Raw genomic sequence first — 20,214 nt, forward strand, 5'->3', positions numbered from 1 at the left:
AGACTACCCCGCCCGCTACCCGGCGCTCGCACCGGCTGACCAGCGAGGATGCCGGGCGCCCAGACCGGGTGCGCCCGGGCTGCCCGGCGAGCCGGATGTCCGCCGCCGGACGCGGACGGGACACCCGGCAGCGCGCTCAGTAGCGGTAGTGGTCCGGCTTGTACGGGCCCTCGACGTCGACGCCGATGTACTCGGCCTGGTCCTTGGTGAGCTTGGTGAGCTCGCCGCCGAGCGCTTCGACGTGGATGCGGGCGACCTTCTCGTCCAGGTGCTTCGGCAGCCGGTAGACCTCGTTGTCGTACTGCTCGGGCTTGGTCCACAGCTCGATCTGGGCGATCACCTGGTTGGAGAAGCTGTTGGACATCACGAACGACGGATGGCCGGTCGCGTTGCCGAGGTTGAGCAGACGCCCCTCCGACAGCACCAGAATCGAGCGGCCGGTCTCCTTGAACGTCCACAGGTCGACCTGCGGCTTGATGGTCAACTTCGTTGCGCCGGAACGCTCCAGCGCCGCCATGTCGATCTCGTTGTCGAAGTGGCCGATGTTGCCCAGGATGGCCTGGTCCTTCATCGCCTTCATGTGCTCGAGGGTGATGATGTCCTTGTTGCCGGTCGCGGTGATGACGATGTCGGCCTGGCCGATCGCGTTCTCCACGGTCACCACGTCGTAGCCGTCCATCAGCGCCTGCAGCGCGTTGATCGGGTCGATCTCGGTGACCTGCACCCGGGCGCCCTGTCCGGCAAGCGATTCCGCGCAACCCTTGCCGACATCGCCGTAGCCGCAGATCAATATCTTCTTGCCGCCGATGAGCACGTCGGTGCCGCGGTTGATGCCGTCGATCAGCGAGTGGCGGGTGCCGTACTTGTTGTCGAACTTGCTCTTGGTGACCGAGTCGTTGACGTTGATCGCGGGGAACACCAGCTCACCCGCCGCCGCGAACTGGTAGAGCCGCAGCACGCCGGTGGTGGTCTCCTCGGTGACGCCGCGCACCGACTCGGCGATCTTGCTCCACTTGCCCCGGTCGGTCTCGAACCGCTCGCGCAGCAGGTTCAGGAAGACCCTGTACTCGGCCGAGTGGTCCTCGTCCTCGGGCGGCACCACGCCGGCCTTCTCGAACTGCGCGCCGCGCAGCACGAGCATGGTGGCGTCGCCGCCGTCGTCGAGGATCATGTTGGCCGGTTCCCCCGGCCAGGTAAGCATCTGCTCGGCGGCCCACCAGTACTCCTCCAGCGTCTCGCCCTTCCAGGCGAACACCGGGGTGCCCTTGGGCTCCTCGACGGTGCCGTTCGGGCCGACGACGACGGCGGCCGCCGCGTGGTCCTGGGTGGAGAAGATGTTGCAGGAGGCCCAGCGGACCTCGGCGCCGAGGCTGGTCAGGGTCTCGATCAGCACCGCGGTCTGCACGGTCATGTGCAGCGAGCCGGAGATGCGCGCGCCCTGCAGCGGCCGCACCTCGGCGTATTCACGGCGCAGCGCCATCAGACCGGGCATCTCGTGTTCGGCCAGGCGGATCTCTTTGCGGCCGAAATCGGCCAGCGACAGATCCGCCACCTTGTAGTCGATGCCGTTGCGGACATCGGCGGTCAACGACGTGCGTGCGGGAAGTTCTGAGGTGGTCATCAGCCTCTCCTGGTTCGGCAAGTACCGAGGCAAGGCTAGTCGCTCACGGCCGGACACGGACTACGCGGCCGTCCTCTTCGTCCGGCCCGGCGCGGAGCGGGGCACCGATGCGCCCGTTACGCGGTGGCCCCGCGAGCCGCCAGGATGCGGCGGCGCTTGCGCGGCTGGATGTTCGCCAGTGTGATGTCGCCGCCGTAGTGGGCGAGGACGCGGTCGTCCATCATCCAGCGCCACAGCGGCGGGATGGCGGCCAGCACGATCATGGCGGCATAACCCGCGGGCAGTTGCGGGGCCTGTTCGGAGGTGCGCAGCGTCTGGTAGCGACGGCCGGGATTGGCGTGGTGATCGCTGTGGCGCTGCAGGTGGAACAGGAAGATGTTGGTGACCAGGTGGTCGCTGTTCCAGCTGTCGCGCGGTGAGCAGCGGGCGTACCTGCCGTTCGGGCGGCGCGCCCGCAGCAGGCCGTAGTGCTCGACATAGTTCACCGTCTCCAGCAGGCCGAAGCCGATCACGGCCTGCAACAGCAGCCAGGGCAGCACGTGGTAGCCGAACGCCGCGATCAGGGAGCCGAACAGCACCAGCGTCATCGACCAGGCTTGCAGGATGTGGTTGTGCACGCTCCACCAGCCCTTGCCCCTGCGCGCGAGCCGTTCGCGCTCGAGGGCGATCGCGGAGCGGAAACTGCCGGATACGCTGCGGGGCAGGAACTCCCACAGCGACTCGCCCAGCCGGGCGCTGGCCGGATCCTCCGGGGTGGCCACGCGCACGTGGTGGCCGCGGTTGTGCTCGACGAAGAAGTGCCCGTAACCGGACTGCGCGAGCGCGATCTTGGCCAGCCAGCGCTCCATGTGCTCGACCCGGTGCCCGAGTTCGTGGGCGGCGTTGATGCCGATGCCACTGACGAATCCGAGGGTGGTGGCCAGACCGAACTTGTCGACCGTGCTCAGCTCGTCACCGGCCCACATATAGCTCGCGATGACCAAGCCGATCAGCTGGACCGGGAGCATCAGATAGGTGCACCACCGGTAGTACCGGTCGTTGGACAGCAGCTCGTAGTCCTCGTCCCTGGGGTTGCTCCCGTCCACGCCGACCGCCCAGTCCAGCACCGGGATGACGATCAGCACGATGATCGGGCCGATCCACCAGAAGACCGCGGAGCCGGTGTGCAGCACCAGTTGTGACGGCAGCAATGCCGACGAGGGCGCGAGCAAGCCGAGAACCCACAGATGGCGTTTGGGATCGACCGATCCCATAGGTTTGCCAACCGTTTGCACTTTTGCTCCACTCAGAGAAGACCCGAACACCGTCGCCTGAGAATACTTCTTGAGTTGTGGTCCGTTACAACGATGCCGTCGGTTGAAACGTGATCGCTATTACAAGCCGGGCAGTCTGTTTTCAATGTGCTGCATATGCGCCAGGTCGCGAGCCGGTTGCCCGTCAGGGCTCAGCTCTGCACCCGCGCGGCGAGGATCGCTTCGACATAAGGGCTCAGCAGCGCGCTCAGCTCCTCGGGCGCGTCACGCCCGGGACCAGGCGGAGTGGGGATGTAGCTGAGGGCGATTCGCACCAGCGCGTGCGCGATGACGTTCGATTCGGCCTCCGTCGACGCCACCCAGCTGTGCTGGAAGGCACCCGACAGCCGCTCCGTCGCGTGCTCCAGCAACGGCCCCGCGTCGAGCGTGATCAGGCGCAGCAGATCCAGCTTGACCTCGCCCGCCACCAGCGACTGCACCAATGGATCGGACGCCGCGTCGAACAGGAAATTCGTTATTCCGTCGCGGAATGCCGCGCGGACGTCACCGACGTTGCCGTTGATGGCGGCGTCGACGTGATCGACCAGGAAGTCGGCCAAGCGCAGCGCGTAGGCCTGGGAGAGTCCGCTGCGCGAGCCGAATTCGTTGTACAGCGTCTGCCTGCTCACGCCGGCCCTGGTCGCGACGTCACCGAGCGTGATCTTGGACCAATCCCGCTCGGTGAGCAGCTCGCGCATCGCGTCCAGGACCGACGTCCGCAGCAGATCCCGCGCGGCCTCCTGGTAAGGAATCCTGGTTCCGTTCCGCGGCATACCCGCGACACTGTCACGGGCGCCTGCCGCAGTCAAAATCTCACGACCGTTCGATTTCGACCATGAAGAAGTCCGCTTTGGCGGCGCCGCAGTCCGGACAGGTCCAGTCGTCGGGGATGTCGTCCCAGCGGGTCCCCGGGGCGATGCCGTCCTCCGGCCAGCCCTCGGCTTCGTCGTACTCGAAGCCGCACTGGATGCACTGATAGAGCTTGTACTCGGTCATTTCATACTCCCCATCGGCTCGAAGTCGATCTTCTCCCGCACGCCGCAGTCCGGACAGCACCAGTCGTCCGGCACCGTCTCCCACCGGGTACCCGGCGGAAAGCCCTCGTGCGGAGCGCCTTTCGCTTCATCGAAGACGTAGTCGCAGACGGGGCAGCGATACGCGCTCACGCCGTCTCCTTTCGGACACAGGCGCAGCCCTCCGCGGTGGTCACTCGCCGCCACCTCCGGCCTCGGGCGCTCATGCCGTGGCCTTTCCCGCTGGAGCGGCGCCGTAACGCGCCAGCACCTTCTCCCGCTTGCCCGGATCTATGTTGGCGCGGGTGATGTCGCCGTCATAGTGCGCGAGCACCCGCTTGTCCATGACGCGACGCCACAGCGGCGGGAAGTAGGCGAGCAGGATCATGCTGGCGTAGCCGCTCGGCAAGTTCGGCGCGCCGTCCCAGCTGCGCAACGTTTGGTAGCGCCGGGTGGGGTAGGCGTGATGGTCGCTGTGCCGCTGGAGGTGGTACAGGAAGATGTTGGTGACGATGTGGTCGCTGTTCCAGCTGTGCACCGGGGCGGGCCGCTCGTACCGGCCGCTCGCCGTGCGCTGCCGCACCAGGCCGTAGTGCTCCAAGTAGTTGACCGCCTCCAGCAGGCTGAAGCCCACCACCGCCTGCAGGATCAGGTAGGGCAGCAGCTCTACGCCGAACACCGCGACCAGGACCGCGAACAACGCCGCCGACATCAGCCAGGCGCTGAGTACTTCGTTGCGCGGGCTCCACGGCTTCTTGCCGAGCCGTTCCAGCCGGGCCTTCTCCAGATGCCAGGACGACTTCAGGCTGCCCCACACGGTGCGCGGCCAGAAGGCCCAGAACGTCTCGCCCACCCGGGAGCTCGCGGGATCCTCGGGGGTGGCGACGCGCACGTGGTGGCCGCGATTGTGCTCGATGTAGAAGTGCCCGTAGCAGGACTGGGCCAGCGCGATGCGCGACAGCCAGCGCTCCAGGTCGACCTTCTTGTGGCCGAGTTCGTGCGCGGTGTTGATGCCGATGCCGCCGATCATGCCGACGGTGATCGCCAGGCCGATTTTGTCCACCACGTGCAGCCCGCCGTCGATGCCGAGCCAGCTCACCTGGTCGGCGGTGATCAGATAGGCCGCCATCACCAGCGCGGCGTACTGGAACGGCAGGTACAGGTAGGTGAGGTAGCGGTAGTACTTGTCGTTCTCCAGGTACTCCATCACCTCGTCGGGCGGATTGTCGCCGTCCGGGCCGAAGAAGACGTCCGCGATCGGGATCAGCACGTAGATCAGAATCGGCCCGAGCCAGAACGGCACCTGCGCGAGGCGATGCCAGCCGAGCTCGTTCAATGCCCAGATCAGCGGCAGGCCGATGGTGAACAGGCCGGTCGGGGCGAACAACCCCCACAGCCACATATAACGCTTGCGGTCCCGCCAGGCCGGCACCTCGACCGGCTGCGCGGACATGTCGGCGTGCGTCGACATCGTCGTCTCCATTCCGAACGGCGCGTCGGCTGTGACGCGCATTACCTCACTTATGGACGATAGAGGCATATTTGTCGCATGTCTATACAAATTCGACAATTTGTAAACCCGCTTGAGTGCCGAAAGCCCCGGCCGGATGTCATCCGGCCGGGGCTCTCGTCTGGACGTAACGCGGCTAGGTCACCGCAGCAGGACGTCGGCGTCGGCGGGCAGGGCGTCTACCGGCCACCAGCGCAGGTCGGTGGATTCGTGGCTGCGCACCGGGATCGCGCCCGCGGGGGCGGTGATGCGGAACAGGAGGTCCAAGTGTCTGGTGGGCGTACCGAGCGAACAGGTGATGGGATGCGCCTGCGCGCCGTAGAGGCCCGGATGCAGGCGCAGGTCCGCGATGCCGGACTCCTCGGTCGCTTCGCGCAGCGCGGCACCGGCGACCGTCTCGTCCCGCTCCTCACAGTGGCCGCCGAGCTGGATCCAGCGCCCGACCCGCGGATGCAGGGTGAGCAGCACCTCGCGACCGTCGTGGGAGAACACCACCGCGGAGGCGGTGATGTGCCCGGGTGCGTGCTCGCGCAGGCAGCCACGCGGTGCGGAGCCGAGGAAGGCCAGCATCGCCTCGCGCAGCGAGCGCTCCGGATCTGTCGCGGGACCCCAGGTCGCGAGCAGTTCGGTCGCCGAGGCGTGCAGCGATTCCGCGCTCACCGGTGACCCGCCGTGGCGCGGGAGGCGACCCGTCCGATCACAGCTCGACCAGCCCGGAGCCCGCGCCGGGCGCCTGGCGCGGGGTCAGGTCCTCGAGTGGATGACCGATGGCGACGGCGCCCAGCGGACTCCAGTCCTCGGCCAGGCCCAGCACCTCACGGGTGACCTCGGGCGCGAAGATCGTGGACCCGATCCAGCAGCTGCCGATTCCCTCGGTGGCCAAGGCGACCAGCAGCCCCTGCACCGCGGCGCCCACCGCGACGGTGAACATGGTGCGCTCGTCGGCCCGCCTGCGCTCGTCCGGGTAATCGTGCGCACCGTCCGGCACGCAGAACGGAATGATCACCTCGGGTGCGTCGAACAGGATGCGCCCGCGCGCGACCCGGCGCTCGATCCGCTCCGGCGGCAGGCCGTCCGCGGTCAGGTCCGCGCGCCACTTCCGCGCCATCGCCTCGAGCAGTCGGGTGCGCAGCTCCGGCGTGCGCAGCCACACGAACCGCACGGGCCGCGTGTGGTGCGGAGCGGGCGCGGTCAGCGCGATCGACACCGCCGAGCGGATCCGCTCCGGATCGACGGGCGCGTCGGAGAACTGACGGATCGAGCGACGCAGCAGGATCGCCTCCCTGCGACCGCGTTCGATCGCCTCCGCGGTGCCCAGCCAGAACAGATCGTCGGTGCCGCCGCGGACCAGATCCGTGGCGGCGGAGCCGTCGTCGACGATCGGCAGCCCGCGCACCACGGCCACCGGGACACCGCCGAGCTTGCCCTTGACCAGGTCCGCTGCCGCGGCCAGCTCGTCGGCCACGGCCACTTGGGTGACGAACAGCTCGTTGCCCTGGCCGTCGACCGCGCCCGCGTAGTCGTGCAGCACCCGCAGTCCCGCGGCGCCGATGGCCGCGTCGGTCTGCCCGTTGCGCCAGGCGCGGCCCATCGTGTCGGTGACGACCACCGCGACCGTCACGCCCAGCCGTTCGGCGAGCGCGGCGCGCAGCGCCTTGGCGCTGGCGTCCGGGTCGGTGGGCAGCAGCACGAGCTCGCCCTGTTCGACGTTCGAGCCGTCGACACCGGAGGCCGCCTGCACGATCCCCAGCTTGTTCTCGGTGATCAGCGTGCGCCCCCGGCGCGCGAGCACCCGCACCGCCTCCTGGTCGACGAGCCCGCGCCGCACGGCGTCGCGCTCCTCGGGGTCCAACGGCGCTTCCACGATGCGGCCCTCGACCTTGGCGACGATCTTGCTGGTGACCACCAGCACGTCACCGTGGGCGAGCCAAGGCGCGCAGCGGGCGATCTGCTCGGCGAGGTCGTCGCCGGGGCGGAATTCGGGCAGGCCGGTGACGGGCAGGATGCGCAGTTCTCCGGCCGCGTGGTCGATCGATGTGCTCACAGGGCGACTCCAGCGAGATCCAGCGCCTGACGCACCATTTCGGCGGTGGTGGGCGGGTCGGTCATCAACAAGGGCACGCTGCGTACCTCCACTCCCGGCACCTCGGCGGTGTCGGTGCTGTGGATCAGCCAGCCGTCCAGGATTCCGGTGGCCGAGCGGGCGCCGTAGTACCGGCCGATCGCCTCGGCCGTGGTTTCCACGCCGATCACCGACAGGCACTCGTCGGCCATGCCGCGCAACGGCTTCCCGTCGATCACGCCGGACACGCCGATCACCTTGGCCGGGATGGTGCGCAGCGCGCCGCGAATACCCGGCACGGCGAGGATGGCGCCGATGCTCACGACGGGGTTCGACGGAGCGAGGAGAACCACGTCGGCGGATTCTATGATATCGATCACATTTGGGGCAGGTTTGGCTTCATCGGCACCAATTGTGGCGAATCCATGGGTGTCGATGTTCGCGCGGTAGCGAACCCACCACTCTTGAAAATGGATCGCGCGCCGTTCGCCAGGGTTGTCCGGATCGGTCACCACGACATGCGTTTCGCAGCGATCGTCGGTTGCCGGGATCAGTTTCACGCCGGGCTGCCACCTGTTGCACAGCGCCTCGGTCACCGTCGAGAGCCGGTATCCGGCGCGCAACATTTCGGTACGGATCAGATGCGTGGCGATATCGCGGTCCCCCAAGCCGAACCAGTCCGGCTGGGCCCGATACTTCGCGAGCTCCTCCTTGGCGTGCCACGTTTCGCCGACGCGACCCCAGCCGCGCTCGGTATCGATGCCTCCGCCGAGGGTATACATGCAGGTGTCGAGGTCGGGGCAGATCCGAAGGCCGTGCATCCAGACGTCGTCGCCGACGTTCACGATCGCGGAGACGTCCGCCTCGGGCAGCAGCTCCCGGACGCCCTGAAGGAAACGCGCGCCACCGACGCCGCCGACCAGCACGGCGACCCGGGGTCCGTTCGCGGGTGTGGCGTCCGCTTGTTGTCCAGTCACATCCGCACAGCCTATGCGCTGGCGTGGCGGCTCCCGTTCGCGGCAAATTTGCTGTTTATTTGCTATTGCAGATCACAAGATCGTCTCGGAATGCGGGTGCGGATAGTAACGGAATAGCGACGGCGGCTTGACCATCGACGCGTCCGGCGTGTCTAATCACAGTCATGTCATTCCGGGTTCGCGCGAGAGATCAACGCGCGAACGGTATTTCGAACACCTGTTCGCATCGGTGTGACAAGCTCGGGGACGTCCGCGGGACAACGTCGCGGGGTATGGCCGTCGGTGCATGTGTTGGTCCGACGGAAAGAATCATTCTGCGCTAACACACAGTGAGGAGGCGGAGCGATGGCCAACGAGATGGTCTCGCCGACCGATTCCACAGCAGGCGCAGCACGTGGCGTCTGCGCAGACAACGGCGGCTGGAAGGACCAAGAGGGGGGTGACGGAGTCACGACGCCCCGGCTCAGCCTGGTCGTGACCGGCTTCGACGAGATGTTCGAATCCATCGAGGAGCAGTGGCAGGAGCGCGCCCTGTGCGCGCAGACCGATCCGGAGGCGTTCTTCCCCGAGAAGGGCGGCTCCACCCGTGAGGCCAAACGGATCTGCATGGGCTGCGAGGTACGCGACGAGTGCCTGGAGTACGCGCTCGCGCACGATGAGCGCTTCGGCATCTGGGGCGGCCTCTCCGAGCGGGAGCGCCGCCGCCTCAAGCGCGGCATCGGCTGACAGACGTACGCGGCGCCCGGAGCCGCCCGCCCACCTGGGCGCTCCGGGCGCGCGCGACACGACCGAAGTTCTCCCACCGCCTCGGTGCGGACGGCCGCGGCCCGCTGGCCTAGATTTTGTCTCATGGCACGTTCCCGTAAGCGTCGACCGCCCACCGCGCGGTCGGTGATCCGCCGTGGCCGCGGAGTACGCGGGCCGATGCTGCCACCCACCGTTCCCGCTTGGCGGACCCGCGGCCAGAAGTTCGACCGGCTGGTGCTGGAGGCGTTCGCCCCCTTGGACTCCCGCTGGCACGACCGGCTCACCAAACTCGACATCGCGGTCGACGACGTTCCGAAAATTCGTCCGCTGCACCCCGATTCGGTCACCTGGCCGGACGAGGTGGTCGCCGACGGCCCGGTCCCGCTCTCCCGGCTCATCCCGGCAGGCGTCGATCGGCACGGCGCGGCGACCAGGGCGCGGGTGGTGCTGTTCCGCAAGCCGCTCGAACTACGCGCCAGCGACCCCGACGATCTGGTGGATCTGCTGCGCGAAGTGCTGGTCCAGCAGGTCGCGACCTACCTGGGCGTCGACCCGGACGTGATCGATCCGGAAGCCGAGTGAGTCGCACCCATCCACGCGGCGGCGGTCCTCGAATGCCGTTGCGGGGCAAGCGCGGGCACATGTAGGCCGGCCGGTCGCTGGGTACCCCGGCACTTCCACTCCGCGACCGACCACTCGCGCGCGTCCGGGGGACGTCGTCCACAACGCCGCAGAGCGCGTCACGCGCACTGCGGAACGCCGTGCTGCCCTCGTTTCGTGGCATGCGGACCGAGATTCCTCGAGCGTGTCTGTCCCCATCGACGCGCCAGGGGGGTTACTCTCATCGGCGTGATTCCCATGCGTCGTTGCTGCCGTCCAGGCTGCAAGAATCCGGCCGTCGCGACGCTCACCTATGTGTACTCGGACTCGACGGCAGTGGTCGGACCACTCGCGACGGTCGCCGAACCGCACTCCTGGGATCTCTGCGAAACGCACGGCTCACGCATCACCGCTCCGAAAGGCTGGGAACTGGTTCGCCACGAAGGCGGATTCTCCTCCAGCACACCGGACGACGACGATCTGACCGCGCTCGCCGAGGCGGTGCGGGAGGCCGGGCTGCGCCGCCGCCCGCCGGAGCGCGAGCAGCGCGGCTACCACGACTACTCTCCCCCGCCGCCGCGTACCACGCGAACGGGTCGCCGCGGCCATCTGCGCGTCCTGCCCGACCCGCCGTCCTGATCGACGAGGACGGTGTCGGACCGGTCCGGTGCAACCACTAGGGTGTTGGGCATGACAGTCGCCCGCTCTGCCGAATTCGTGAACGCGGTGATCAAGGCCTACGACGTTCGCGGTGTGGTCGGTGAACAGATCGACGCGGAATTCGTCAGGGACGTCGGCGCGTCCTTCGCCCGGCTGATGCGCGCCGAGGGCGCGCACCGGATCGTCATCGGTCACGACATGCGCGACTCCTCACCCGAGCTGTCTGCCGCCTTCGCCGATGGCGCGCTCGGCCAGGGCCTGGATGTGGTGCACATCGGCCTCGCGTCCACCGACCAGCTGTACTTCGCTTCCGGCCGCCTGGACTGCCCGGGCGCCATGTTCACCGCCAGTCACAACCCGGCCCGGTACAACGGCATCAAGCTGTGTCGCGCCAAAGCCCTTCCGGTCGGGCAGGACACCGGTCTGGCCACCATCAAGAACGAGCTGATCGAGGGCGTGCCCGCGTACGCGGGCGAGCGCGGCGCCGCGACGGAACTGGACCTGCTGGCCGAATACGCGGAGTTCCTGCGCGGTCTGGTCGAGCTCGGCGGCATCCGGCCCCTCACCATCGCGGTGGACGCGGGCAACGGCATGGGCGGGCACACGGTGCCCGCGGTGCTGGGCGCGCTGCCCCAGGTGAAGATCGTGCCGCTGTACTTCGAGCTGGACGGCAACTTCCCGAACCACGAGGCCAACCCGCTCGACCCGGCCAACCTGGTGGACCTGCAGAAGCTGGTCCGCGAATCCGGCGCGGACATCGGCTTGGCCTTCGACGGCGACGCCGACCGCTGCTTCGTGGTCGACGAGAACGGCGAGCCGGTGTCACCGTCGGCGATCACCGCCCTGGTCGCCGAGCGCGAGCTGGGCAAGGAGCCCGGCGCGGTGATCATCCACAATCTGATCACCTCCCGCGCGGTGCCGGAGCTGGTGCACGAGCTGGGCGGGACGCCGGTGCGCACCCGGGTCGGCCACTCGTTCATCAAGCAGGAGATGGCCGCCACCGGAGCGGTGTTCGGCGGCGAGCACTCCGCGCACTACTACTTCCGCGACTTCTGGGGCGCCGACTCCGGGATGCTCGCCGCGCTGCACGTGCTGACCGCGCTCGGCGAGAAGGACCGGCCGGTGTCGGATCTGATGGCGTCCTACGCGACCTACGCGGCCTCCGGCGAGATCAACTCCACGGTGGCCGACGCCGCGGCGCGGACATCGGCCGTGGTGGACGCCTTCGCGGACCGGGCGCACTCGGTGGACCGCCTCGACGGGGTGACCGTGCAGCTGGCCGACAACGCCTGGTTCAACCTGCGCGCGTCGAACACCGAGCCGTTGCTCCGGCTGAATGTCGAGGCCCGATCGGCGGAGGAAGTAGACGCACTCGTGACCGAGATCCTGAGCATCGTGCGCTCCTGACTGGAATAGTGGAATCACAGGCCTTGGATTCGCCCGGCTCGGTCTCGGTGTGGCAGCTGGACCGGGTGGGCGCGGGGGCGGAAAAGATACAGCGCGATGAGGGGAGGTGGGACGCCCGATGATCGCTGGAACACCGGTGCTCGACCTCGACGATGCCGCTTCACTCGAGGCCGCCGACGCAGGCGGCGCCCTTCGCTCGGCCGCCTCGGGCGGCGCCCAGGTGCGCGCTACCGCGGCCGCCGTGGGTGAGCACGCACTCGCCCGATTGGCCGATCTGCGGCCGCGCAGCGTGGTGCTGGTCTCCGGTTCCGGACGTGCCGCGCGTGCCGCCGGACTGCTCGTGGCCGCACTCGGGGACCGCGCGGGCCTGCCCGTCGTGCCCGCCACCGCCCTCCCGCCGTGGGTGGGGCCGCTCGACGTGGTCCTGGTCTCCGGCGACGACGCGGGTGATCCCCGCCTGATCGATGCCGTCGACCGGGCGCTGCGTCGCGGCGCCGAGGTGGTCGTCGCCGCGCCGCACGAGGGGCCGCTGCGCGCCGCCGCGGCCGGTCGCGCCGCCGTTCTGGAACCCAGGGTGCAGGTCCTCGGGCACAACCGCCTGCTGCGCTTCCTGGCCGCCGGAATCGCGGTCCTGCGCGCGGTCGACCCCCAGCGCACCGGAGCCGCCGTGCCCGAACTCGCCGAACTGGCCGACGTGCTGGACGCGGAGGCGCTGCGCGACGGCCCGCACAACGAGGTCTTCCACAACCCCGCCAAGACGCTGGCGGCCCGCATGCAGCAGCGGGGCATCGTGCTCGCGGGCGATTCGCCCGCCGCCGCCGAACTGGCCGAGCACGGCGCCGAGGTGCTGCTGCAGACGGCGGGCAAGGTGGCCACCGCGGTGGATCTGGCCGAGGCCGTGTCGGCGCGGACCCGGATCGCCGAGGCGGCGGGCGAACCCGCGCCCGGCTTCGACCCGATGTTCCACGACGAGGAGCTGGACGGCCCCGCGCCCGTGGAGCGCATCAGGGTGTTCGTGCTCAGCGCCGATCGCGATCGCGCGGCCGCGCGCCGCCGAGTCGCGATCTTCGGCGGTGGTGGACCGAATCTGGTGGACGCCGACCTGGTGAACGCCGATGTCGATCTGCTGCACACCGAGATGACCGACCCCGCCGCTCCCGCGCAGGCCCACGCCGAAGAGCCCGCGCAGGCGAACGGCACCGAACTCGAACAGCTCGCGGTGCTCGCGCTGCGACTGGAGATGGCCGCCGCCTACCTGCGGCTGATCGGCGCGCGCACCGCCGCGACCGACGGCCAGGGGCAGTACGGGGGCAGCTACTAGTGCACGAACTCGTTGGTGCGCTGCGCTCGTATGCCTGGGGCTCGCGCACCGCGCTCGCTCAGCTGTGCGGCAGGCCGGTGCCATCGGCGCATCCGGAAGCGGAATTGTGGTTCGGCGCCCACCCGGCCGACCCGGCGTACGTCAAGATCGGGGACAGCCCCACCTCGCTGCTGGAACTGATCGCCGCCGACCCGGACCGGGAGCTGGGCTCGGCCGCAACCAGGTTCGGCGAGAAGCTGCCGTTCCTGCTCAAGGTCCTGGCCGCGGAGGAGCCGCTGTCGCTGCAGGCGCACCCGAGCACCGAGCAGGCGCGGGCCGGTTTCGACCGGGAGAATCGGGCGAAGGTGCCGTTGGATTCACCCCTGCGCAACTACCGCGACGACAATCACAAGCCGGAGCTGGTCGTCGCGCTGGAGCGGTTCGAGGCGCTGGCCGGTTTCCGCGAACCGCACCGCACCGTCGCATTGCTGCGCGCGCTGGCGGTGGACGGGTTGCGCTCCTACTGCGAACTCCTCGCCGCGCAGCCGGATTCCGCGGGCCTGCGCACGCTGTTCACCACCTGGATCACGCTGCCGCAGCACGTGCACGCCACGCTGCTGCCCGAAGTGCTGGACGGCTGCGTGCGATATCTGTCCGGCAAGGGCACGCGCGAGTTCACGGCCGAGGCGCGCACGACGCTAGAACTGGCCGAGGCCTACCCCGGCGACGCCGGTGTGCTGGCGGCGCTGCTGCTGAACCGGGTGACGCTGGAGCCGGGCCAGGGCTTGTTCCTCGCGGCCGGGAATCTGCACGCCTACCTGCGCGGGGTGGGGGTGGAGATCATGGCCAATTCCGACAACGTGCTGCGCGGCGGCCTCACCCCCAAGCACGTCGACGTGCCGGAACTGTTGCGGGTGCTGGATTTCGAGCCGATCGGCCTGCCGGTGGTGCTGCCCGAGCCGGCCGGTGACGGATCGGTGCGCTACCGGACGCCCGCCCCCGAGTTCGCGCTGCGCCGCTTCGACCTGGTCGCCGGGTCCGCGCGGGTGCCGCTGACCGCGGCGGGGCCTGGCATCGTGCTGTGCACGGCGGGAACCGTGCGCCTGTTCCGGGACGGCTCGTCGCTGGAACTCACCCGCGGCGGCGCGGCGTGGATCTCCGCCGCCGACACCGATATCCGCGCGCAGGCGGTGGACGGTCGCGTCCAGCTGTTCTGCGCGTGCGTCGGTGCGGCCGGCTGACCGATCCGGAACGCCCATCCCCAGGTGCCCTAGTCTGTTCGCGGGTATCTCGAAAACAGAGAGGACATGCTTCCATGTCGGCTGGCGGTGGCAAGAAGGCGATCATCGCGGCGTTGACCGCGAACGCGGGGATCGCCGCGGCGAAATTCGTCGGTGCGGCGATCACGGGTTCGGGGTCGATGCTCGCCGAGGCCGTGCACTCCGTGGCCGACACGGGCAACCAGGGACTGCTGCTGCTGGGGCAGCAGCGTGCCGCGAAGGAAGCCGACGAGCTGCATCCGTTCGGGTACGCGCGCAATCGCTACTTCTATTCGTTCATCGTGGCGCTCGTGCTGTTCACCCTCGGCTCCGGTTACGCCGTCTACGAGGGCATCCACAAGATCCAGCATCCCGAGGAGCTGAGTTCGCCGATCGTGGCGGTCGTCATCCTGGTGCTCGCGATCGCGTTGGAGTCCTACAGCTTCACCACGGCGGTGCGCGAGTCCGCGCCGCTCAAAGGCAACGCGAGCTGGTGGCGGTTCATCCGCAATTCGCGCAGTCCGGAGCTTCCGGTGGTGCTGCTGGAGGACACCGGCGCGCTGATCGGTCTGGTCTTCGCGTTCGCGGGCGTCGGCCTGACCATGCTCACCGACGACCCGGTCTGGGACGGCGTCGGCACCCTGGCCATCGGCGGCCTGCTCGGCGTTATCGCGGTGGTGCTCATCGTGGAGATGCAGAGCTTGCTGATCGGTGAGGGCGCAACGCCGGAGGAGAACCGGCGGATCCGGACGAGCCTGGTCGACGAGACCCGCATCGATCGGGTGATCCACCTCAAGACGCAGTATCTCGGCCCGGACGAATTGCTCGTGGCCGCGAAGATCGGCGTGGTGCCCGGTCTCGACGTCGCCGCGATCGCCGACGCCATCGATGACGCCGAGTCCCGCGTCCGTGCGGCGGTCCCCGCGGCGCGCGTCATCTACCTCGAACCCGATCTCTACCGCACCGAACTCGCCAAGGGATAGGTCCGCCTGGAGCGGAGACGGTGCCTCGCACGGCGCGCGAGTCCGTGCGGGGACCGGCGCGAACGGGCGGTTTCAGCGGTGCTGGAAAGCGGGAGTGCGTAAGAGGTCGAGCGGATCGGTGCGGATGGTGAAGCGTTCGCGCAGGGCGTGGCGGGCGGCGTGCAGCCCGCTCATGCCGTGCACCCCGGGGCCGGGTGGCGTCGCGGACGAGCACAGATAGACACCGGGGATCGGTGTGGCATAGGGATTCCAGCGCGGGGCGGGGCGGAACGCGAACTGACGCAACGTCATCGCGCCCGCGGAGATGTCGCCGCCGATGTAGTTGGCGTTGTGCGAGGGCATTTCCGCGGCGGTGATCACGTTCCTGGCGACGATCAGGTCGCGGAAGCCCGGCGCGAACCGCTCGACCTGAGCGATCACGTCCTCGCTGACATCGCGGGTGGAGCCGTTGGGCACATGGGCGTAGGTGTAGAAGGTGTGGCCGCCGGCGGGCGCGCGCGTGGAATCGACCACACCGGGCTGGATGGACAGCACATAGGGGCGTTCGGCGTGCCGTCCCATGGCCACGGCGTGCTCGGCGGCCATAGCCTCGGCGCGGGTGCCGATGACGTGTACCGTTCCGGCCAGCGCACAGCCCTCGGCCTGCCACGGCACCGGCCCGGAGAGCGCGAAGTCGATCTTGCACGCGGCGCCGCCGTACCGGAAACGCCGCAACCGCTTCGCATACCGCGCGGGCAACCGGTGCTCGGCGATCCGCAGTAGTTCGGCAGGGGCGAGATCGAGCAGAACCGCGCGGGCATCGGCGAACTCGTCGATCGAGTCGACCCGGTGCCCGGTGTGCACCCGGCCGCCGAGGCGTTCGAGTTCGGCGATGAGCGCGTCGGGAATGGCCTGACTGCCGCCGCGCGGTATCACCCAGCCTCCGGCATGCGCCAGCGTGCCGAGCAGCAGTGCGGCGCCTGCGGCCGTGATCGCGCGCGGCGGGATGATCGCGTGGGTGGCGATACCGGTCAGCAGGGCGGGTGCGACCTGCTCGCGGAACCTGATGTCCCACAGCGGCGAGCCCTGCTCCACGGTGCGCAGGCCGAAACGGATCGCGGTGGCGAGCCCGGAGGGGACGCGGCGCAGATCCGACATCGCGATGTCGACCACGTCGGGCCAGTGCCGCACCAGCGGCGCGAACAGTTTGCGCCAGGTCGGGCCGTCGGGACCGAGAGCCTCGACCGTCCGTTCCAGGTCCCGCCAGGCCAGCCCGGCCACGCCCCCGTCGAGCGGATGGGCGTAGGAGACCTCCGGCGCGAGCAGCTCGACGCCGTGCGCGGGCAGATCGAACGCCCGGAAGAACGGGGAGGCCGCCGCCATCGGATGCGCGCCGGCACAGACGTCGTGCCGGTAGCCGGGCAGGGTCAGTTCCGCTGTGCGGGAACCACCCCCGGCCGTATCCTCGGCCTCGTAAACCTCCACGGCGAGCCCCGCCCGGGCCAGGATCACCGCGGCGGCGAGGCCGTTCGGTCCGGAACCGACCACCACCACATCAGCCATACCCCCACGCTACCGGCCGACCGGCCTTCGACGTGCTCGCCGACACCACCCCCTGCGCGACCGGCACGCCGACCGGGTCCGGGCATGGGGCTCCCGACTCCGGGCACGGGTCCCCGTACGTGTGTGGCCGGTCACCGTGCACGCTCCACGGTTATCGCGGCGAGCCACTCCGCCACCAAGAGTTCACATCGCTGGCTTCGCAGCCCCGGTCGGAGACGACCGCCGCGTTCCAGGGTGGCCAGGCCGTGCAGGGCGCTCCAGGCGACCTCGATGCGGGCGCCGAGGTCGGGGTCGCCGACCACGGGGCGGAACAAGGCTTCCAGGTCATCGAACGCCTCACGCAGCGGCAGGGGCGCTTCCGGTCCGAAGGTGAGATCGGTGTTCATCAGCAACATCGCGTCGTAGAGCGCCGGGTTGACCGCGGCGAATTCCAGGTACGCCCGCGACACCGCGCGCAGTCGGCCTGCATCGTCGGAATCCTCGGGTCGCGCCCGTCGCAAGACCTCGGTGAGTTCGGCGAAACCTTGCTCCGCGACCGCGGAGACGATCGCCGACTTCCCCGCGAAGTGGCTGTACAGCACGGGTTGGCTGCGTTCGATCCGTTCGGCGAGGCGTCGCACGGTGACCGCCTCCCACCCTTGTGCTTCGGCGAGTTCGCGTGCGGTGTCGATGATGCGCTGCCTGCGTTCGGCCCGCTCGCGTTCCTTACGCGTGTGAGTGGTCATCCTTCGATTCTAGCGACGCTAGACAAACTATCGAAGCTCTGTTAGTTTCACTATTAGTTCTAGCGACGCTAGGTTTCACAGTAAGACTTTCAGCCAGGAGCACCGCCATGACCCTCTCCCGCATCGCCACCGCCCTGTCCGTGATCGGCGCCGCGTTCATCCTCTACATCGGCATCAGCTACCTGTTCGCGCCGGACACCATCGCTCCCGGCTTCGGCCTGCCCGCCTGGCCGGACGGTGACGCGGCGGCGTTCATGAACCTCAAAGGCGTGCGGGACACCGTCTTCGGCGTGTTGATCCTGGTCCTGCTCGGCCTGCGACAGCGGTACGCGCTCGGCATCGTGACCTCGGTGGTCGCACTCGTGCCGGTCGGCGACATGCTCACCGTGCTCAGCTGGAACGGTTCGGCCGCCGCGGCATTCGGCATCCACGGCCTGACCGCCGCCCTGGTGGCGCTGACCGGTGGGCTGCTGATCCGGGAGCACAGTCTGGACAAGCGCCGCGCCGCCGATCCGGTCGCCGTGGCCGCCTGAGGCGACGTAGCGGGAGCGCGTGATCCAGAACACTTTCGCGCGACCGCCGATGACTTTCCGAAGCCCGCTCCGTCCACACGATCGAACGCACGACGAGCAAGGAGATCGACATGGCGACCAAGCCGCACGGGCCCGCGTCCTACTTTCCCTCCATCGAGGCCAAATACGGCCGCGCCATCGAGGAGTGGAAGGCCGCCATGCGCGACACCGGACTGACCTCGCACAAAGAACTCGTCGAATGGCTGAAGACCGAGCACGGATTCGGGCACGGCCACGCCACCGCGCTCACCCAGCACCACCTGAATCCGGAGAAATGGGCGGCCTGACCCCGGACGCGACGAAGGGCCCGCGGATCAGCGAATCCGCGGGCCCTTCGTCATTCACCCAGCGGCCGGGCGGCTGCCACACCTCAGCCCGGTGCTACGGATGACCTCTCCCCCACCGCCGTCAAGCCTTGACCAGATCTACGGCCTCGGCCTCTTGCGTGCGGGTCGCCTCCGGCGTCCCGTGGCCGTCGTCGACCATGGTCCGCTCGTCGAAGGGCACCTTGCGGTCGAGCACCTCGCGCACCCGGTCGACGTCGACGGTCTTGGTCCAGGTGCCGATCAGCACCGTGGCCACCGCGTTGCCGGAGAAGTTGGTCAGCGCCCGTGCCTCGGACATGAAGCGGTCGATGCCGACGATCAAGCCGACGCCGTCGAGGAGTTCGGGCCGATGGCTCTGCAATCCGCCCGCCAGCGTGGCCAGGCCCGCGCCGGTGACACCCGCCGCGCCCTTGGACGCGACGATCATGAACAGCAGCAGCCCGACTTGCTCGCCGATGGACAGCGGCTTACCCATCGCCTCGGCGATGAACAGCGACGCCATGGTCAGGTAGATGGCGGTGCCGTCCAGATTGAACGAATAGCCGGTCGGCACCACGACGCCCACGGTGGTGCGCTCCACGCCCATGTGGTCCATCTTCGCGATCAGCCGCGGCAGCGCCGATTCCGACGACGAGGTCGCGAGGATCAGCAGGTACTCCCGCGCGAGGTAGCGGACCAGCTTGAAGATCGACACCCGCGAGACGCTCCACAGCAGCACACCGAGCACGCCGAAGACGAAAACCAGGCAGGTGAGATAGAAGGCGACCATCAGCGTGCCCAGCTTCACCACGGCGTCCAGGCCGGTCTTGCCGACCACGTTGGCGATCGCGCCGAACGCACCGATCGGCGCCAGCCACAGGATCATCACCAGGATCCGGAACACGAGTTTCTGCAGCAGCGCCACGCCGCGCAGGATCGGCTCGCCCGCCGTGCCCATCGCCTGCACCGCGAAACCGACCAGCAGCGCGACGAACAGCGCCTGCAGGACATTGCCCGTGGTGAGCGACGACAACAGGGTGGAGGGGACGATGTTCTGGATGAACTCCCAGGTGCCGCCCGCGCTGTGCGCGGTGTTGGCCAGGTCGTGACCGGCCTTGGTCGACTTGGCGATATTCAGTCCCGCGCCGGGTTGCAGCAGATTGCCGACGACGAGCCCGATCCCGAGTGCGATGGTCGACATGACCAGGAAGTAGCCGATGGCCAGGCCGCCGACCTTGCCGACGGTGGCCGCCGCGCGCACCGAGCCGATTCCGAGCACGATGGTGCAGAAGATGACGGGAGCGATCATCATCTTGATGAGGTTGACGAAGATGGTCCCCAGCGGGGCGAACGACTGCGCGGTGCCGGGCGCCTGCCAGCCGACGAGGACGCCCGCCACCACCGCCACGATGACGGCCAGATACAGCCAATGGGTGCGGTCGCGCCGCGTTCGAGTCGAGTCGCTCATAGCGAGGATTTCCCTTCGAAAGGTACCGACGCGAACTGACTCACGCCTTCCAGGCAGAATGATGGTCGGCCGGGTGATCCCGGTCACTGTTTGGTGCATTACGTTCAGCGGAGGCAGAGCTTGTGAGACGCGGTCGGCTCTCCCTCGCCGGGCAGGCGTTCGTCTTCCAGT

Annotated in this window: 21 protein-coding genes; 9 read left to right on the forward strand and 12 right to left on the reverse strand. The window is 68.8% G+C overall.

Features of this window, described 5'->3' with window-relative positions; translation table 11 throughout:
• Nucleotides 1-136 precede the first annotated feature (136 nt).
• The 9 genes from ahcY to cofD form a co-directional block, all read right to left on the reverse strand.
• Complete coding sequence (gene ahcY / locus ON29_RS22520; protein ID WP_040869238.1) at nucleotides 137-1,621, reverse strand: adenosylhomocysteinase; 1,485 nt, start codon at nucleotides 1,619-1,621, stop codon at nucleotides 137-139.
• Between the two features lie 116 nt (nucleotides 1,622-1,737).
• Complete coding sequence (locus ON29_RS22525; RefSeq protein WP_040869240.1) at nucleotides 1,738-2,874, reverse strand: alkane 1-monooxygenase; 1,137 nt, start codon at nucleotides 2,872-2,874, stop codon at nucleotides 1,738-1,740.
• A 191-nt stretch (nucleotides 2,875-3,065) separates the two neighbouring features.
• On the reverse strand, nucleotides 3,066-3,686 hold the full coding sequence (locus ON29_RS22530; RefSeq protein WP_051175494.1) for a TetR/AcrR family transcriptional regulator: 621 nt from the start codon (nucleotides 3,684-3,686) through the stop codon (nucleotides 3,066-3,068).
• Between the two features lie 40 nt (nucleotides 3,687-3,726).
• The gene (locus tag ON29_RS22535) at nucleotides 3,727-3,909 is read right to left on the reverse strand and encodes a rubredoxin (protein WP_040869242.1); all 183 of its coding nucleotides are present in this window, start codon (nucleotides 3,907-3,909) and stop codon (nucleotides 3,727-3,729) included.
• The gene (locus ON29_RS22540; protein ID WP_040869243.1) at nucleotides 3,906-4,079 is read right to left on the reverse strand and encodes a rubredoxin; all 174 of its coding nucleotides are present in this window, start codon (nucleotides 4,077-4,079) and stop codon (nucleotides 3,906-3,908) included. The genes ON29_RS22535 and ON29_RS22540 overlap by 4 nt, the downstream gene beginning before the upstream one ends.
• 70 nt (nucleotides 4,080-4,149) lie before the next feature.
• Nucleotides 4,150-5,397 carry an alkane 1-monooxygenase gene (locus ON29_RS22545; protein ID WP_040869366.1) on the reverse strand — a complete coding sequence of 416 codons (1,248 nt, stop codon included), beginning with the start codon at nucleotides 5,395-5,397 and terminating at the stop codon, nucleotides 4,150-4,152.
• Between the two features lie 180 nt (nucleotides 5,398-5,577).
• On the reverse strand, nucleotides 5,578-6,096 hold the full coding sequence (locus ON29_RS22550; protein ID WP_040869245.1) for an NUDIX hydrolase: 519 nt from the start codon (nucleotides 6,094-6,096) through the stop codon (nucleotides 5,578-5,580).
• Nucleotides 6,097-6,133: 37 nt separating this feature from the next.
• On the reverse strand, nucleotides 6,134-7,480 hold the full coding sequence (locus ON29_RS22555) for a coenzyme F420-0:L-glutamate ligase (protein ID WP_040869247.1): 1,347 nt from the start codon (nucleotides 7,478-7,480) through the stop codon (nucleotides 6,134-6,136).
• Complete coding sequence (gene cofD, locus ON29_RS22560; protein ID WP_040869249.1) at nucleotides 7,477-8,424, reverse strand: 2-phospho-L-lactate transferase; 948 nt, start codon at nucleotides 8,422-8,424, stop codon at nucleotides 7,477-7,479. The genes ON29_RS22555 and cofD overlap by 4 nt, the downstream gene beginning before the upstream one ends.
• Nucleotides 8,425-8,967: 543 nt before the next feature.
• Between cofD and ON29_RS22565 the strand changes: the two genes are divergently transcribed.
• The 7 genes from ON29_RS22565 (at nucleotide 8,968) to ON29_RS22595 (ending at nucleotide 15,431) form a co-directional block, all read left to right on the forward strand.
• Nucleotides 8,968-9,201 carry a WhiB family transcriptional regulator gene (locus ON29_RS22565; protein WP_029901515.1) on the forward strand — a complete coding sequence of 78 codons (234 nt, stop codon included), beginning with the start codon at nucleotides 8,968-8,970 and terminating at the stop codon, nucleotides 9,199-9,201.
• Between the two features lie 123 nt (nucleotides 9,202-9,324).
• Nucleotides 9,325-9,804, forward strand: a complete 480-nt coding sequence (locus tag ON29_RS22570; RefSeq protein ID WP_168434228.1) for a metallopeptidase family protein — start codon at nucleotides 9,325-9,327, stop codon at nucleotides 9,802-9,804.
• Nucleotides 9,805-10,080: 276 nt separating this feature from the next.
• Nucleotides 10,081-10,461 carry a DUF3499 domain-containing protein gene (locus ON29_RS22575; protein WP_040869368.1) on the forward strand — a complete coding sequence of 127 codons (381 nt, stop codon included), beginning with the start codon at nucleotides 10,081-10,083 and terminating at the stop codon, nucleotides 10,459-10,461.
• A 51-nt stretch (nucleotides 10,462-10,512) separates the two neighbouring features.
• Nucleotides 10,513-11,889 (forward strand): phosphomannomutase/phosphoglucomutase, encoded by a 1,377-nt coding sequence (locus ON29_RS22580; protein WP_040869251.1) that lies wholly within the window; start codon nucleotides 10,513-10,515, stop codon nucleotides 11,887-11,889.
• A gap of 118 nt (nucleotides 11,890-12,007) precedes the next feature.
• On the forward strand, nucleotides 12,008-13,210 hold the full coding sequence (locus tag ON29_RS22585; RefSeq protein WP_040869252.1) for a serine/threonine-protein kinase: 1,203 nt from the start codon (nucleotides 12,008-12,010) through the stop codon (nucleotides 13,208-13,210).
• A complete protein-coding gene (gene manA, locus ON29_RS22590) occupies nucleotides 13,210-14,430 on the forward strand; it encodes a mannose-6-phosphate isomerase, class I (RefSeq protein ID WP_040869254.1) in 1,221 nt (406 codons plus the stop codon). Before ON29_RS22585 ends, manA begins: the two co-directional genes overlap by 1 nt.
• 74 nt (nucleotides 14,431-14,504) lie before the next feature.
• The gene (locus tag ON29_RS22595; protein WP_040869256.1) at nucleotides 14,505-15,431 is read left to right on the forward strand and encodes a cation diffusion facilitator family transporter; all 927 of its coding nucleotides are present in this window, start codon (nucleotides 14,505-14,507) and stop codon (nucleotides 15,429-15,431) included.
• Nucleotides 15,432-15,503: 72 nt separating this feature from the next.
• On the opposite strand, the gene ON29_RS22600 is transcribed toward ON29_RS22595, so the two are convergent.
• Complete coding sequence (locus tag ON29_RS22600; RefSeq protein WP_040869258.1) at nucleotides 15,504-16,973, reverse strand: phytoene desaturase family protein; 1,470 nt, start codon at nucleotides 16,971-16,973, stop codon at nucleotides 15,504-15,506.
• A gap of 131 nt (nucleotides 16,974-17,104) precedes the next feature.
• The gene (locus ON29_RS22605; RefSeq protein ID WP_040869259.1) at nucleotides 17,105-17,698 is read right to left on the reverse strand and encodes a TetR/AcrR family transcriptional regulator; all 594 of its coding nucleotides are present in this window, start codon (nucleotides 17,696-17,698) and stop codon (nucleotides 17,105-17,107) included.
• A 107-nt stretch (nucleotides 17,699-17,805) separates the two neighbouring features.
• Here ON29_RS22605 and ON29_RS22610 point away from each other — a divergent pair, with 107 nt between their 5' ends.
• Together ON29_RS22610 and ON29_RS22615 are read left to right on the forward strand one after the other, a co-directional pair.
• Nucleotides 17,806-18,231: a DUF4267 domain-containing protein gene (locus ON29_RS22610; RefSeq protein ID WP_040869260.1), complete on the forward strand. Its 426-nt coding sequence runs from the start codon at nucleotides 17,806-17,808 to the stop codon at nucleotides 18,229-18,231.
• A 110-nt stretch (nucleotides 18,232-18,341) separates the two neighbouring features.
• Nucleotides 18,342-18,557, forward strand: coding sequence for a DUF4287 domain-containing protein (locus tag ON29_RS22615; RefSeq protein ID WP_040869261.1), 216 nt, complete (start codon nucleotides 18,342-18,344; stop codon nucleotides 18,555-18,557).
• A 121-nt stretch (nucleotides 18,558-18,678) separates the two neighbouring features.
• Here ON29_RS22615 and ON29_RS22620 read toward each other — a convergent pair whose 3' ends face one another.
• Entirely contained in the window at nucleotides 18,679-20,043 is a 1,365-nt protein-coding gene (locus ON29_RS22620; RefSeq protein ID WP_051175483.1) for a cation:dicarboxylate symporter family transporter, read from the reverse strand.
• Nucleotides 20,044-20,214: the final 171 nt, after the last annotated feature.

It is taken from the genome of Nocardia exalbida NBRC 100660 (genome assembly GCF_000308575.1).
Classification (GTDB): Bacteria; Actinomycetota; Actinomycetes; order Mycobacteriales; family Mycobacteriaceae; genus Nocardia; species Nocardia exalbida.